This window comes from Pseudomonas lurida (genome assembly GCF_013522705.1).
Taxonomy (GTDB): domain Bacteria; phylum Pseudomonadota; class Gammaproteobacteria; order Pseudomonadales; family Pseudomonadaceae; genus Aquipseudomonas; species Aquipseudomonas quebecensis.
This window is the reverse complement of sequence record NZ_JAAMRE010000004.1, coordinates 228,275-243,996: the sequence shown is the minus strand read 5'-3', so window position 1 is coordinate 243,996 and position 15,722 is coordinate 228,275. Positions and strand designations below refer to the sequence as shown.

Sequence of the window (15,722 nt, the reverse complement as noted above, 5' to 3'; positions counted from 1 at the left end):
GACAGAGCCATTGATACCTCTGTTACTCGCACAACCAACCGCGATGGAGAAGCGATCATGACTGTACAAGCGCACACTTTAACCCCTGAGCAGCTCAAAGCATTGGGTCCCAAACGAATCACCGCATCAGGTCCTTTCGATGCAAAAATCGACTCCATTCCTGTCACTTTCCAGACCACCACTCTGTCCCGTGACTACGATCGGAAAGTTTTCAAAGTCAACGCCCGGCACGCCGATAACTCGGTTACCCTCAAAAAACTATTTATCCAGGTGCCCGATAGCGTTGAAGTCGGCAAGGTAATCAGGCTGGAGGAGCAGGAGTTTACAGATGTCGAAGTCTGGTACTCGGTGGAGTCCCCCACCGACCACTATACGGTCAGTGGCATTATGGGCGAGTTGCTCATTATCGGGCTGGCCCCCGGCGAGATTAAAATCAAGGGTAGATTAAATGCAACAACCGATAACGATGCTCACGGGAATAAACATACGCTCGAGGTCGATTTCGACCTGATCAGTTGATGGGCCGTGCCCCATGAAAAAACGCCCGCATCTCTCGATACGGGCGTTTTTGTGTAGCAGGCATTACCAGGAGTAGCGGACACCTACGTTGGCGCCCCATGGCTGCTCAACTTTGCCGCCACTGCTGTGTTCGAGGTCGGCATGCAGCTGCAGATTCTGCGACAGCTTCACCGCGAGACCGGCGCCGAATTCAGCACGAGAGCCCGACAGGTCGTTGTTGAACACATTGTTGTTCACCGAGACTTTATTGTTGCTGGCAAATTCATGCACCATCGCTGCCCGCAGATAAGGCTGTACGACGCTGCCGCTGTCAAGCTGGATATCGCGCCCTACGGTGGCGCCGGCTTTGGCCATGATCGAGCGGGTACGCTCGCCCTTGGCTTGCAGGCCGTTGTCCAGACTGTAATTGGCGCCCTGGATCACTACGGTGGACATCTGTGCATACGGCTCGACAAAGAACCCGTCGTCCAGCTTGATGTTGCGACCGAACTCCGCCGACAAACCGCCGCCGGTGTTGTTGTACTTACCCCTGGACGAGGTACCGTCGCTCAAACCTACCTTGGACTCGTTCTGGAATCGGTTGACCTTGGCGACTGCATCGAAATACAGGCCGCTTTCCTCATCCAGCCACGTCGCATAGGCACCCAGATAGTAGCTCTTCACGTTGCCGGACGTACCGCGCTTGAGGTTCAAATCCGAGGTACTGTGACCGGCCATGACGCCCACCAGCCACTGACTGTCGGCCAGTGGAGTATCGGCTCCCAGGGTAAAGCCTTGTTGGTTCTGGCTGTAGCCGACACCGGTACTGTCGGACACCTTGTACTTATTGCCGTAACCACGGATCCAAAGGCCCGCCTGACCCGGTTCGAAGCGCAACTCCCCCATACGCGTGCGCAGTGATGTGGCTTCGCCGTACCACACAGTGGGTGCGGTATTGAACAACGCCAGGACCGAGCGAGTGCCTGGGCTGATCACGCGATTGTTAGGGTCAAGGAACCAGTCGGTGCCGTCCTTTTTCAAGCCGTAGGAGTAAGCACCTACGTCAACCACATCACCGACCAGGGAAAACTGCGCGTCGCCTCCACCGGTATGCACAACGCGAATATCCTCGGGATTGACCGGCTCCGCGCCGCTGGCAGCGAGCAACAGGCTGTGATTGCCTTTGGCCTCGCCCTCGATGTTCAGGAAGTCCGTGATGCCACGCGCGAAATCGGTGCCCATGACAAAGGTGCCGTTTCCGTCAAGGCTGTCCAGGTCCAGTTGATAGAACGCGTCGGTGTGACCGAACTTTACCGTACCGCCCGCCAGGCTCAGTGCGCCTACCTGGCTATCGCCCGTCAGCTCCCAAAAAGACTGGTCGCCGATGTTAAGGCTGGTGACATTCTGCATTTGGCCGGTCAGGCTGGCGGCGTTCTGCAGGTTCAAATGTGCGGTGCTGCCATCTTCGACAATAACGTTTCCATTCAAACGACTGTTGTCGACATTCATGCTTGCCGTGGCACCGCCGTTGACTTCCAGCAACGTGCCGTTGCCACCGATCAACGTGGAGCCGTTGCGCACCTCAATTTCAGCTCCCGAGGCCAAGCCATGCTCGCCATTGACCAGGATGGCGGAACCGCTGCGGCCCTCGACGCTGGAATTATCCAGCACCAATTTGCCAACGCCACCGTTGCCGTTGTCATCGTTGAACAGCACGCCGTTCTTGCCGCCAATGATTCGGCTTTGGCTGGCGGTGACCGTTGCCCCTTCGACGAACACGCCGAAGCTGTCGGCGCCAGTGCCTTCTACTAACGTATTTTGATTGAAGTGCAGCTCACTGTTGTCCTCTGCCACCGCCCCGCCGATATGGCCACGAATGGTGCTATTGAATACCTTGGCAACCGCCCCTTTGTCAGAATCGAAGCTCTGGAACGCTTGCAGGCCTACCGTGGTATGGCTGGTGATGTCGCTGTTGCGAATAAGGGCATCGCTGTCGACCAGGCGTACCGCACCGTACACAGCGTGGGATGAGTCGACAGTAGCCCCGTTCAGGCTGACGGACGAACCCTGGGTGGCATGGATGTCGTCAATGCGGCTGCCAGCATTGACAATCAGCGCCGAATCGTTGACCCGAATATGCTGCGCCCTGGCACCGTTCACGGTCAGCTCGGCGTTCAAGTCCAGTTGCCAGTCATTTGGCAGTTCACCGGCTTCAATGGTTCTTGACTCGCCAATGAGTTGAACAGCTTGCGCAGTCGATTGAACCGCCGCAAACATAAGGAAGGTAATAGTTGGAACTTTCATTATCTTGCTCAAGGGCTTGAGCTCGAAGTTGGTTAACACGGACATAGGTTTTCACTCTCTGGGCTGGAGCCTTTGAAACGGTTTGGCTCGTTCCCCTTGGAATGGAGCCTTACCTGTGCGGCGCAGAGATTACTGAGCGAATATACCCATGGATGTAGGATTAATCTGAGCTGGATGTAGCGATAGGCAATATAAAGATCCAAAAGACCCGGCTGTCAGCCGTGCATTCAAAAACCCGGCGTAGTAAGGAAAGAGTGCAGTTGCCAGCTACACCAAAGGGAAGCTTATGTTTCCCTTTGGTGCAGCTGGCAACTGACTGTGGGTCTAAGGTCTCACAATCTCCGTTTCATCGCAGTACGACGCCGGATTGGAGAATACGGTGTACACCTCAGCCAGCTCTCCAGTACCCACCCCGACGGCTACATCCGTGCTGTAGGTCACCTCGCAAGGTCCAAACACAGACTGTTTGAGGAATGCACCGTAAGGAATTTCAACGATAAAGCCATTGTCCACATCATCCTGGCTCAACCTTGGATAGGTGAAGTCATCTGTGAATGGTCCCGGTGGAAAACCAAACGCCTCGCTGTAAATAGTCACGGTTACCGTCACACTATTGCCGACTACCAGGCGTGGATCAGCTGGAATGAAAAGCTCGGCGAACAGTGTTGGCGGTACCCCAGGGCCACGGCTTTGCAAGGATACGCAACTCCACTCATCGTTGACGTCCAAGTGCCGGAATTCAGCAGGCGGCAGTATCACCGTCACAGCATCGATCACGTTAACAGAAGTAACACCCGACGGGTTTTCATTCGTGGTACCGGGGCCGGTGACCACATAGCTGACAGGCTGCATGCCATTACTGTGTCGCGCCACGACGTCCCACGGGATGGTAAACGTCGCGTCATCCCCGGGCACTAACGTGCTGAGGGGAAAAGGACCGACCCGCTCTTTTGCAGTTCCCCAAAACAGGAAAAACCTGTTGTCCGCATGAGGTGCAACCGCAACGGTCCAGAGTGGAATCACGATCCTGACGGGTTGCCCCGCATCTTCGATACGCAATGTATTCAGTTGGTCGGAGACTGCGCCATACACCTGGGCCAGCTGCAGTGCGGGGTTCACATCACCCGGTTCGAGGGTGCCTGGTAGAGTCGGGCCTTCCACCGACAAGTCAAGTCGCACGGTTTTCACGGGAGAGGTAAAGAACACACCATTTCGGTCGATACGGTAGCGCAACGTCACACTCTGCGGCCCCAGCGTCGCTGTATACGCCGCTCTGATCGCATCGTTCATATTGGTGAATATAACGTCAAACCCAGTAAGTTCAGGGGTCTGCGGGCCAAATGGCAGGGCTTCCCATTGCAGCTCGAATTTGTCCAGCCCTATTGCATGGTTCAGATACTCTTCAATATGAACGTCAATGCCTTGCCTGTAATCCGCAATATCGAGCAGATCGTCGGTGCTGCCGTCGCGCGGGGCGGGTGCCAGTGGAACGAAGACCTCCAACGGCACAGGATCGTCAAGCAATGAAACGGTGCGAAAATCATTGAACGACGGGCGGCTGACGTTACCCGCCCGATCACGGATGGTGTAGAACAGATAGTACATCCCACTCAAAATTATCTGGTCTCTGGGCAAGAAGAACGAGCCCCCCGTAGGCAGCATCGGGATCCCGTTGGGATCACTCACCAAATATTCGGGGCGCGGGTCCATGACCGGGCTGAAGTAAACAAAAAACACGTCCCCTGCTTCAAATTGCCCTGGCTGTGCGGGATAGGTGTTCGGGGGAATGCCGATCTCCAGACCACCCTCCGCTACCAGGAACGCATCGTTGATTACAGTACCCGGCGGCGCATTGACGAAAACCGGAACCGTCGGCTGCTCACGTGATGACTCCACGGCATAGGGCGCAATGGTATCGACTCGAAATGCGCCAGGATTGGAGCTGTCTACGGGGGTTCCCGGTACACCAGCGCTATTACGGTACTGTGTATTTCGGAGCTCGTAAAAACCATGCCTGAACTGGGGTAGTGGCGCAGGAACAGACCTGGTGATGATGGGTGGAATCGGAGTAGGGATGCCTGTCAGTTGATAGGGCGCTACCAGGGTACTCCACGTCGGTGGAAACGCACCGGGATCGCGAATTTCGACGCTCATCCAATCTGTGCTCCTTGACGCTGTCCCCGTACTTAACCGCAGGTTAATGCCAACGGATGCCACCGGCGCTGGAATAAGACCGGTTGCATCATCCAGTGCTTCAACGATTGTGGGTGCATTGAGAACCAAAGGCGCGGGTGCATTAGGCGAACGATGTTTTCTACTCATTTCAGTCTCTCCTTGGTGTTTTTAACCAGGCACACTCACTCCGGCCGAGAACTTTTCAGTCACCGCACTAACTTGAAAAACGTCTATCGGAGCGATGTAGCCCAACCTTCAGGCGGTGAGAAACCCGGCCTAGGGCTCAGGGCCATTACCGTCAATCCAGCAGTAGATGGGATCGGGCGGCGCCGGCGAAACCGGCACAACACGATCGAACTGCACAAACCTGGAGGCTGAGCGGCCAACGTCGGTACCTGCTCTGGTCACCAGGTAGCTCGCTTCTCCGCCCGCGTTTTCCTTCAGGGGCCGGATCAGGCGCTCGACATCACGGATCCAGAAGTTGTAGCCAGATGCATCCGCTATCCCGTCCCAATAGTGCTCAAGGGTTTCCACGATATTGGGGTCTGGATTGACATCCGGGTATTGGCCATACCCTTGAAATCTCAGTGTGATCAAATCGCCGTGAAGGATGTTCGCATCGGGTGGGATATACACCTCGACGCCAAACCAGATCGGCGGCTGGGTGGTGCAGGTCAGATACCCGTTTTCATGCGCCTCGGCTTGGGGAAAGCTGGGCCGCGTATACATGATGGGGGGAAGATCGGTTTGCAAACCGACCCGAGCCACCAGTGAAAATGCCGGGTTTACATTTCCGGCACGGTCTTGTAACCGATAAAAACAGAACAACCAGCGTGCCCCTGGGTACCTGCGGAACACTTCACGGGGCACATCGACAAAAATGCGGCCGCTGTCAGCGGTCAGCGGGGGCGACGTCAGCGTCGGCAAGCCGGTTGGCAGCAAGTTCATGTCAGAAAAATACATCAGCACTTTGTCACCAACCTCACGTCCCCGATAACCGTTGGGGATTTCCATGGGCACCATGAGGTTGGCATCCAGGTAAGCCTGCGTGATCGGATCGATCGGGAAAATAGCGGGGGCGAGCAACTCGCCAGCACCGGGCGCATCGCGGTCGATTCTGATCGTCACCGTCTCAGAGGTATCCATACTGGGGCTATCCGGCCGGGTGTTATGGACCCTGTACCTGAGATCGATGACGGCGCTGCTCAATAGAAAGTCCCGAGGAATCGTCAGGGCTATGGGAAAGTCGGCATCCGTCAGGAGTCCTCGCAGTTCGAAGGGCGGCGTATCTACCGGCCTGGCCCCGCGTACGTTCCACTCGAAAATCACATATTGGAATCTTCCGGGGCCAGGTAAAACCGCCCAGGGTGTTTCGAGCAAAATGCATAAATCATTGAAATAAAACTCCGCGGGGATCAGCCCATCCGGCAACGCATCAACGACTCTCGGTTCAGCCAACACAAGGACGCCTCCAGGACCGGAAGGTCCGTTCGCACTCGGCTGACCAGCATGGGTAGTGTTCATCCAAACCTCCCGTTACTCAAACACTGTCGAGTGTGCCTCGACGCTGACCGATCAGCGTTTTCAAGGCTCTGCGGGAGTCATTGAACACCTTGATAATGCCGTCCGATACTGTCAGAACTAACAGGTAGAGGTGCCGCTCGTCCGTTTTTCACTTGCGAGCCGTAGTGCGCCCCACCAGGAATTCCTTGACGAAGGCGGCAGACTGGTGTTTTCTGAAACCGGTTTCAGTGCTTCGCCAAATCCAATAAGAAAGGTTGTACCGTGAACTCATTTTCTGCCGCCCAGCGCAGCCGCGTGACCATGCTCGACGTTGCCCGCCACGCCGGCGTGTCCAAGGCCAGCGTCTCGCGTTTCATCGGTGAAGACCGCGCCCTGCTCTCGGATGCCATTGCCCTGCGCATCGAGCAGGCCATCGACCAACTCGGCTACCGCCCCAACCAGATGGCGCGAGGCCTCAAACGTGGCCGCACCCGTCTGATCGGCATGCTGGTGGCCGATATCCGCAACCCCTATTCCATCGCCGTGATGCACGGCGTCGAAACCGCCTGCCGCCAGCACGGCTACAGCCTGGTGGTGTGCAACACCGACCGCGACGACGAGCAGGAGCGCCAGCACCTGGCGGCACTGCGCTCGTACAACATCGAAGGCCTGATCGTGAACACCCTCGGCCATCACCTCGACCAACTGCTGGAACTGCAACGGGAAATGCCCCTGGTGCTGGTGGACCGCAAAGTCGAGCCGCTGCGCAGCGACCTGGTGGGCCTGGATAACCCGGCAGCGGTACGCATGGCCGTGCACCATCTGGAGCAACAGGGCTACCGCGAGCTGCTGCTGATCAGCGAAGCCACTGACGGCACCAGCTCGCGCCTGGAGCGCCTGGCCAGTTTCAAGGCCGAGATCGCCCGCCGCCCGGCATTGAACGGCGCCGTGCTGGAACTGGACGACGCGCTTGAAGCCCATCTGGGCAATTTTCTTTCCACCCCCGGCCCCAAGGCGCTGTTCTGTGCCAACGGCGTCGCCGCGCTGGCCTGCACCCGCGCGCTCAAGGCATTGGGGTGCGACCTGTTCGGCGATGTCGGCCTGATCGCCCTGGATGACTTGGACTGGTACCCGCTGGTAGGCAATGGCATCACCGCCCTCGCCCAACCCACCGAGGCCATCGGCGCCAGTGCGTTCGACTGTCTGCTCAAGCGCCTGCGCGGCGACACCGAGCCGACCCGCACCCTGGATTTCCTGCCCCAACTCATCGTCCGAGGCTCCACCACGCGCCGACAGGAATGACTGTTTTTTGAACAAAAATGAAACCGGTTTCAGAGGTACAAAAACAATGCACAAATACCCCGTTTCCATCAGCCTTTCCAGCTACGGCGCCGATCTGGTCCGCCAACAGGGCCAGTTGAGTTTTGTCCAATTACTGGCACAGGCCGGCGCCCGGCGCATCGAATGGCGTGAAGAACTGCTGACCGTTGAGCAACCCGCCGAGCTGGCTGATGCGGTGGCCGCAGAAGGCCTGGAAGCCGTGTTCTCATCGCCATTGGAGCTATGGGTCGCCGGCCGCGCCCAGCCGAATGCCCAATTGAGCGCCACGCTGGACCGCGCCCAGGCCTTCGGCGCGCGCTGGCTGAAAGTCTCCCTGGGCTACTTCACCGACACCAATGACCTGCAAAGCCTGCACGCCCTGCTCAACCGACACCCGGTGCAATTGTTGGTGGAAAACGACCAGACCCTGCACGGCGGCCGTATCGAACCCATGCAACGTTTTTTCAGCGAAGTCGAACGCCTGGGCCTGCCGATCAAAATGACCTTCGACATCGGCAACTGGCAATGGCAGGACCAGTCCGCGCTCACCGCCGCGCGCCTGCTGGGCCGCCACGTGGACTACCTGCACTGCAAGGCCGTGGCCCGTCGCGCGGACGGCAAACTGGTGGCGCTGCCGCCGGGTGCCACCGACCTGCATCTGTGGGAACAACTGCTCACCCATATGACTCAAGGGATTACACGGGCAGTGGAATTCCCGCTGCAGGGCGACGACCTGCTCGATGTCACCGCACGCCAGGTCGCCAGCCTCGCCGTGCTTGGTCAACCTGGCGCGGAGAACACCCATGTCTGAGATCGATGTGCTGTCGTTTGGAGAAACCATGGCGATGTTCGTCGCCGAGCAGACCGGCGATCTGGCGCAGGTCCGCCAGTTCCACAAACGCATCGCCGGGGCCGACAGCAACGTCGCCATCGGCTTGTCGCGGCTGGGCTTCAACGTGGCCTGGCTGAGCCGGGTGGGCGATGATTCCCTGGGCCGCTTTGTGGTGGATACCCTCAGCCACGAAGGCCTGGACTGTCGGCACGTCGCCGTCGACCCGCTGCACCCCACCGGGTTTCAATTCAAATCCCGCGAAGAAGCCGGTGCCGATCCCCAGGTGGAATATTTCCGCAAGGGCTCAGCCGCCAGCCATCTGTCCGTCGCCGACATCAGCCCTGCGCTGCTGCAGGCCCGCCATCTGCACGCCACTGGCATTCCGCCGGCGTTATCGCCAGCCACCGGCGAGCTGTCCCGCGCGCTGATGACGCAAATGCGCCAAGCCGGGCGCAGCGTGTCGTTCGATCCCAACCTGCGCCCGTCGCTGTGGGCCAGCCAGGCGCAGATGATTGCCGAGATCAACGCCCTCGCCGGTCTGGCCGACTGGGTTTTGCCGGGCCTGGGCGAAGGTCGCTTGCTCACCGGTTTCGATGATCCGGCCGACATAGCCGCGTTCTACCTCGACCAGGGCGCCGAAGCCGTGGCGATCAAGCTCGGCGCGGACGGGGCCTATTACCGCACACAGCTGGACCAGGGCTTTATCGCCGCCGTGCCGGTGGAGAACGTCGTCGACACCGTAGGCGCCGGCGACGGCTTTGCCGTGGGCATGATCAGTGCCCTGCTGGAAAAACTCAGCTTTCCCGAAGCCGTGCGTCGCGGTAATTGGGTCGGCAGCCGCGCCGTGCAGAGTCGCGGCGACATGGAAGGCCTGCCCACCCGCGCCGACCTGCTCGGCCGATCCGTCGCCTGACCCCCAACGACCTGTTGCCACAACTACAACAAGCTCAGGAGCAAGCCCATGGAAACCGTGAAACTCGCCACCCGCCGCTGGTGGTACATCATGCCTATCGTGTTTATCACCTACAGCCTGGCGTACCTGGACCGTGCCAACTATGGCTTCGCCGCCGCCTCCGGGATGGCCGAAGACCTGATGATCACCCCCGGCATGTCGTCGTTGCTGGGGGCGCTGTTCTTCCTCGGCTACTTTTTCTTCCAGGTGCCGGGGGCGATCTACGCGCAAAAGCGCAGCGTCAAGAAACTGATTTTTGTCAGCCTGATCCTGTGGGGCGGTCTCGCCACCCTCACCGGCGTGGTCTCCAACGCCTATATGCTGATCGCCATCCGCTTTCTACTCGGCGTGGTGGAAGCCGCGGTGATGCCGGCGATGCTGGTGTACCTGTGCCACTGGTTTACCCGCGCCGAACGCTCGCGGGCCAACACCTTCCTGATCCTCGGCAACCCGGTGACCATGTTGTGGATGTCGGTGGTTTCGGGCTATCTGGTGCAGCATTTCAGCTGGCGCTGGATGTTTATCATCGAGGGCCTGCCTGCGGTGCTGTGGGCGTTTATCTGGTGGAAGCTGGCCGATGAACGTCCCAAGGACGCCACCTGGTTGAGCGACGGGCAAAAGCAGGAACTGGAAACCGCTCTGGCCGCCGAACAGGTCGGCATCAAGGCGGTGAAGAACTACGCCGAAGCCTTCCGCTCGCCCAAGGTAATCATTCTGGCCTTGCAGTTCTTTTGCTGGAGCATCGGGGTGTACGGGTTTGTGCTGTGGCTGCCGTCGATCCTCAAAAAAGGCCTGCAGATGGACATGGTCGAGGCCGGCTGGCTGTCGGCATTGCCTTACCTGGCGGCGGTGATCGGCATGCTGGTGGTGAGCTGGGGATCGGACAAGCTGCAAAAACGCAAACGCTTTGTGTGGCCGCCACTGCTGATCGCTTCCATCGCGTTCTACGCCTCCTACGTGCTCGGCGCCGAACATTTCTGGTGGTCCTACACCCTGTTGGTGATTGCCGGGGCGTGCATGTACGCGCCATACGGTCCGTTCTTCGCCATCGTGCCGGAAATCCTGCCGGCCAATGTCGCCGGCGGCGCCATGGCGCTGATCAACAGCATGGGCGCCCTCGGCTCGTTCGGCGGCTCATATCTGGTGGGTTACCTCAACAGCAGCACCGGTTCGCCGGGCGCCTCGTACCTGTTGATGAGCGGCGCGCTGCTGCTGTCGGTGGTGCTGACGATTTTCCTCAAGCCCGGCGCCAGCGACCGTGAACGCGCGCCGCTGCCAACCCTTGAATTAAAGGTGAAAGCCCAATGAAAAAGTCTGTGGTGCTGTACAAAAAACTCTCCGCGCCGTTGATGGCGCGCCTGCACGAGCAGGTGGACGTCACCTTGATCGAAGCTCTGGATGACACCGGCCTGGCCAAGCTGCGCGACGCCCTGCCGAGCGCCCACGGCCTGCTGGGCGCCAGCCTGCGCCTGGACGCGCACTTGCTGGACCTGGCGCCGCAACTGGAGGCGGTGGCGAGCGTCTCGGTGGGCGTCGACAACTACGACATCGACTACCTCACCCGGCGCGGCATCCTCCTCAGCAACACCCCGGACGTGCTTACCGAAACCACCGCCGACACCGGTTTCGCGCTGATCCTGGCCACCGCGCGCCGTGTGGTGGAACTGGCCGATATGGTTCGCGCAGGGCAATGGCACAAGAACATTGGCCCGGCGCATTTCGGCAGCGATGTGCATGGCAAGACCCTGGGCATCATCGGCATGGGCCGCATCGGCGAAGCCCTGGCCCAACGCGGGCATTTCGGCTTCGGCATGCCGGTGCTCTACCACAGCCACTCGCCCAAGCCACGGGTCGAAGAGCGCTTCGGCGCGCAGTACCGCAGTCTCGAAGACTTGCTGCAACAGGCCGATTTCGTCTGCCTGACCCTGCCGCTGACCGCCGAGACCGAAAAGCTGATCGGCGCCGAGCAGTTTGCGCTGATGGGACCGGACACGATCTTTATCAACATTTCCCGCGGCAAAGTGGTGGACGAAGCGGCGCTGGTCGAGGCGTTGCAGCAACGCACGATCCGCGCGGCGGGGCTGGATGTGTTCGAAAAGGAACCGCTGGATCACAGCTCGCCGCTGCTGCGGTTGAACAACGTGGTGGCCACGCCCCACATCGGCTCGGCGACCCATGAAACGCGCGAGGCCATGGCCAAATGTGCGGTGGATAACCTGCTGGCGGCTTTGGCGGGCCAGACGCCGAAGAACCTGGTCAACCCGGCCGCCTTTAAGCAATAGGCACACTGAAGGCAAACACCGATCAGCTTTGATGAGAGGGGGCGTAGAGCCCCCTCCCACCGGGCAGGGTCAGATCACAAACTTGGCCACCATCGCGTTCAAGTCCACCGCCAGGCGCGACAGTTCATGGCTGGCGGCGCTGGTCTGGTTGGCGCCGGAGGTGGACTGGGACGCCAGGTCGCGGATGTTGACCAGGTTGCGGTCCACTTCGCGGGACACCTGAGCCTGTTCTTCCGAGGCACTGGCGATTACCAGGTTGCGTTCGTTGATCAGGCTGATGGACTGGGTGATCTGCTCCAGCGCCACGCCGGCGGCGCGCGCCATTTCCAATGTGTCCTGGGTGCGCTGGTTGCTCTGCTGCATCGATTGCACGGCCTCACCGGTGCCGTTCTGGATGCCGGCGACCATTTTTTCGATTTCCTGGGTCGACTGCGCGGTGCGATGGGCCAGCGCCCGCACTTCGTCGGCCACCACCGCAAAACCGCGTCCGGCTTCACCGGCGCGTGCCGCTTCGATGGCGGCGTTGAGCGCCAGCAGGTTGGTCTGCTCGGCAATCGCGCGGATCACGTCGAGCACCTTACCAATGTCACGCCCCTGGGTGGCCAGGCCCTCGATCATGGCGGCAGTGCTTTGCACGTCGTGGGTCATGGTCTGGATCGCGTCGACGGTCTGCACCACACGGTCGCGGCCTTCACGCGCAGCCTGGTTGGACTGGTGCGAGGCTTCGGAGGTGGACACCGCGTTGCGCGCCACTTCTTCCACCGCTGCGGTCATCTCGTTGACCGCCGTGGCGGCCTGATCGATTTCGTCGTTCTGTTGCTGCAAGCCGCGAGACGCTTCCTCGGTAACCGCGCTCAACTCTTCGGCCGCCGACGCCAGTTGAGTGGCCGAGCCGGCGATATGGCGGATGGTCTGGCGCAGGTTGGTCTGCATGGTCGACAAGGCGCCGAGCAAACGTGCCGGCTCATCCTTGCCGTCGTCCTCGATTACGCTGCTGAGGTTGCCGCCGGCAATAGTCTCGGCCACCTGCACGGCTTTGCGCAGCGGCGTGACGATGCTGCGGGTCAGCAGCCAGGCCAGCAATACCGTCAGCAGCGCGGCGGCGACCGAGACCACCACGATCCCGGTGATCGCGCTGGTGTAGCTCTGGCCTGCCACGTCATTGGCTTGCTTGGCCGCGGCGCCATTGAGCGCAATCAGCTTGTTCAACTGCTCGCCCATCTGGTCGGTGCCGTCCTTGATCCGGGTGTTGATCAGGGTGCGCATCTCATCAATCTTGCCGTCCCTGGACAAGCTGAGCATGTCGGCCTGGGCCTTGAGGTAGTTGTCCAGGGTGGTCACGAAGGTCTTGTACAGCGCCGCCTCTTCCGGGCCGGCGGGCAAGGCCGCGTAACCGGCCTGGGCAGTCTTTGCTTTATCGACCAGCACACCGATGCGGGTTTCGGCTTCTTTCAGCGCGGCGGGATCACGGTTGACCAGCACGCGAAACGACAATATGCGCATGCGCAACACATTTTCAGTCACCTGCCCAAGGTACGTGACGCTGGGCAGCTGATTGCTGTTCATATCCACCGAAGCCTGGCGAATCAGGCTCATGCGATTGGCCGCGAACCCGCCCAGCACCACGACCAGCAGCGCGATGAAGGCGAAACCCAGCGAAGCGCGAGGAGCGATATTCAAATGACGAAGCGACATAGAAGAGTTCCCGAATAGAGTGTCTGCGCGCGTCCGTGCCGCAAAACGATCAGTCAGCGTCAACGCGCTGCCCTGAGCCTGGTCACCACTGTTGTTTTTGATAGGTGGGCCTATAAGCAGTATCGGCAAGGATCGGGATTTTATGCAGGGCACTTATAAATATTTTTTTACACTTCTGACGACCAGCGCTTTCTGGCATCCTGCGCCTCCCTTTTCCGACCCCGGGCCCCTACTTTGTCTGACGCTCAAGCCCCCCGCCCCCGCTATAAATCCGACCTGATCTACGGCCTGGAAGACCGTCCGCACTTCAGCGCGGCACTCTTTGCTGCGTTGCAGCATGTGCTGGCCAGTTTTGTCGGCATCATCACCCCGACCCTGATCGTCGGTGGCGTGCTTGGCCTGGAAAGCGAAGTGCCGTACCTGGTCAGCATGGCGCTGTTCGTCTCGGGCCTGGGCACCTTTGTACAGGCGCGCCGGTTCGGCCCCATCGGTTCGGGCCTGTTGTGCCTGCAGGGCACCAGCTTTTCGTTTATCAGCGTGATCCTCAGTGCCGGCTTCATGGTCAAGGCCCGCGGCGGCGGCACCGATGAAATCCTCTCGACGATCTTCGGCATCTGCTTCTTCGCGGCGTTTATCGAAGTGGTGCTCAGCCAGTTCATCGGCAAATTGCGCAAACTCATCACCCCGGTGGTGACCGGCACCATCATCACCTTGATGGGCCTGTCGTTGATCAAAGTGGCGGTCACCGACATGGCCGGCGGTTTCGGTGCCAGCGACCTCGGCGCGGCCGGCAATATGGGCCTGGCGGCGCTGGTGTTGCTGACTATCGTAGTGCTCAACCGCTTCAATAACCCGTTCCTGCGCCTGGGTTCGATCGTGATCGGGCTGACCCTGGGCTTTGTGGTGGCCTGGTGGATGGGCCGCGTCGACATGGCGGCGCTGCCCCAGGTGCCGTTGATCAGCGTGCCGGTGCCGTTCAAGTACGGGTTTTCGTTCGACTGGGTGGCGTTTATTCCGGTGGCGGTGATCTTCCTGATTTCGCCGTTGGAAGCCGCCGGCGACCTGACCGCCAACTCGATGATTTCCCAGCAGCCGGTCAAGGGCCCGCTGTATATCAAGCGCATCAAGTCCGGCCTGCTGGCCGACGGCCTCAACTCGGCGATGGCCGCCACCTTCAACAGCCTGCCGATGGTGACCTTCGCCCAGAACAACGGCGTGATCCAGCTGACCGGCGTGGCCAGCCGCTATGTGGCGTACTTCATCGCCGGCCTGCTGGTGCTGCTGGGGCTGTTCCCAATGATCGGCGCGGTGCTGCAACTGATGCCCAAACCGGTACTGGGCGGCGCCACGCTGATCATGTTCGGCACCGTGGCCGTGGCCGGCATCAAGATCCTCGCCGAAGCCGGTCTGCACCGGCGCAACGTGCTGATCGTGGCGATTTCCCTGGGCATGGGCCTGGGCGTCGCGGCCGTGCCGGAAGTGCTGCGCGAGCTGCCCAAGGCGCTGCATAACATCTTCGAGTCGCCAATCACTGTAGGAGCGTTCTGTGCCATCCTGCTGAACATTTTCCTGCCCGAAGAGTTCATAGAGCTGGAAGAGGATGAATTCGATCCGGAGTCCTCGACCCTCAAGGTGATGCAAGACCCGGACATCACGAAATAGGAGCCCCCCACATGCGCAAGCTCATGGTGCTATCGCTGCTGCTGCTGACCCTGAGCGCCTGCGCGCTGTTCCCGAACCGCGACCCGGTGAACATCAACGTGGTAGGTGTCGAACCGCTGCAAAGCCAGGATCTGGAAGTGCGCTTCGCCGTCAAACTGCGGGTACAGAACCCCAACGAAACGGCGATCGACTACAACGGCGTGGCTCTCGACCTGGAAGTCAACGGCCGGCCGCTGGCCTCCGGCGTGAGCGACCAGGTCGGCAGCATCCCACGTTTCTCCGAGACCGTTCTGACGGTGCCGGTCAGCGTTTCGGCATTTTCGGTGCTGCGTCAGACCCTGGGCCTGAGCCAGACCCAGAGTTTGAACAACCTGCCCTATGTGCTGCGGGGCAAACTGGCCGGCGGACTGTTCGGCACCATGCGTTTCGTTGACCGAGGCACGTTGGATATGCCTGACAGCGCGACGTGGTAAAGCCCTCCCCAACCTTCCTGCCAACG

General features: G+C 60.1%; 12 protein-coding genes. 8 read left to right on the top strand and 4 right to left on the bottom strand.

The genetic code is table 11. The features are described from left to right. Positions 1–57 precede the first annotated feature (57 nt). Entirely contained in the window at positions 58–519 is a 462-nt protein-coding gene (locus tag G7025_RS05740) for a hypothetical protein (RefSeq protein ID WP_181077295.1), read from the top strand. 63 nt (positions 520–582) lie between these two features. Here the strand turns inward: G7025_RS05740 and G7025_RS05735 are convergent, their stop codons facing one another. From G7025_RS05735 to G7025_RS05725, 3 genes are all read right to left on the bottom strand, one after another. After that, a complete protein-coding gene (locus G7025_RS05735; protein WP_181077293.1) occupies positions 583–2,847 on the bottom strand; it encodes an autotransporter outer membrane beta-barrel domain-containing protein in 2,265 nt (754 codons plus the stop codon). Between the two features lie 279 nt (positions 2,848–3,126). Beyond that, positions 3,127–5,124 carry a hypothetical protein gene (locus tag G7025_RS05730; RefSeq protein ID WP_181077292.1) on the bottom strand — a complete coding sequence of 666 codons (1,998 nt, stop codon included), beginning with the start codon at positions 5,122–5,124 and terminating at the stop codon, positions 3,127–3,129. 129 nt (positions 5,125–5,253) lie between these two features. Beyond that, positions 5,254–6,501, bottom strand: a complete 1,248-nt coding sequence (locus G7025_RS05725) for a hypothetical protein (protein ID WP_181077290.1) — start codon at positions 6,499–6,501, stop codon at positions 5,254–5,256. A gap of 261 nt (positions 6,502–6,762) precedes the next feature. Here G7025_RS05725 and G7025_RS05720 point away from each other — a divergent pair, with 261 nt between their 5' ends. From G7025_RS05720 to G7025_RS05700, 5 genes are read left to right on the top strand one after another with little or no spacing between them, the layout of a single operon-like run. Beyond that, positions 6,763–7,782: a LacI family DNA-binding transcriptional regulator gene (locus G7025_RS05720; protein WP_181077288.1), complete on the top strand. Its 1,020-nt coding sequence runs from the start codon at positions 6,763–6,765 to the stop codon at positions 7,780–7,782. Between the two features lie 46 nt (positions 7,783–7,828). Further along, a complete protein-coding gene (locus tag G7025_RS05715) occupies positions 7,829–8,611 on the top strand; it encodes a sugar phosphate isomerase/epimerase family protein (RefSeq protein ID WP_181077286.1) in 783 nt (260 codons plus the stop codon). Further along, positions 8,604–9,545 carry a sugar kinase gene (locus tag G7025_RS05710; protein WP_181077284.1) on the top strand — a complete coding sequence of 314 codons (942 nt, stop codon included), beginning with the start codon at positions 8,604–8,606 and terminating at the stop codon, positions 9,543–9,545. Before G7025_RS05715 ends, G7025_RS05710 begins: the two co-directional genes overlap by 8 nt. Before the next feature lie 48 nt (positions 9,546–9,593). After that, the gene (locus G7025_RS05705; RefSeq protein WP_181077282.1) at positions 9,594–10,892 is read left to right on the top strand and encodes an MFS transporter; all 1,299 of its coding nucleotides are present in this window, start codon (positions 9,594–9,596) and stop codon (positions 10,890–10,892) included. Continuing rightward, positions 10,889–11,866 (top strand): 2-hydroxyacid dehydrogenase, encoded by a 978-nt coding sequence (locus G7025_RS05700; protein ID WP_181077281.1) that lies wholly within the window; start codon positions 10,889–10,891, stop codon positions 11,864–11,866. Before G7025_RS05705 ends, G7025_RS05700 begins: the two co-directional genes overlap by 4 nt. Positions 11,867–11,935: 69 nt before the next feature. On the opposite strand, the gene G7025_RS05695 is transcribed toward G7025_RS05700, so the two are convergent. Further along, positions 11,936–13,561 (bottom strand): methyl-accepting chemotaxis protein, encoded by a 1,626-nt coding sequence (locus G7025_RS05695; protein ID WP_181077279.1) that lies wholly within the window; start codon positions 13,559–13,561, stop codon positions 11,936–11,938. Between the two features lie 234 nt (positions 13,562–13,795). Here G7025_RS05695 and G7025_RS05690 point away from each other — a divergent pair, with 234 nt between their 5' ends. Both G7025_RS05690 and G7025_RS05685 read left to right on the top strand, forming a co-directional pair. After that, positions 13,796–15,223 carry a nucleobase:cation symporter-2 family protein gene (locus G7025_RS05690; protein ID WP_181077277.1) on the top strand — a complete coding sequence of 476 codons (1,428 nt, stop codon included), beginning with the start codon at positions 13,796–13,798 and terminating at the stop codon, positions 15,221–15,223. A gap of 11 nt (positions 15,224–15,234) precedes the next feature. Then, the gene (locus tag G7025_RS05685; protein WP_181077275.1) at positions 15,235–15,696 is read left to right on the top strand and encodes an LEA type 2 family protein; all 462 of its coding nucleotides are present in this window, start codon (positions 15,235–15,237) and stop codon (positions 15,694–15,696) included. Positions 15,697–15,722: the final 26 nt, after the last annotated feature.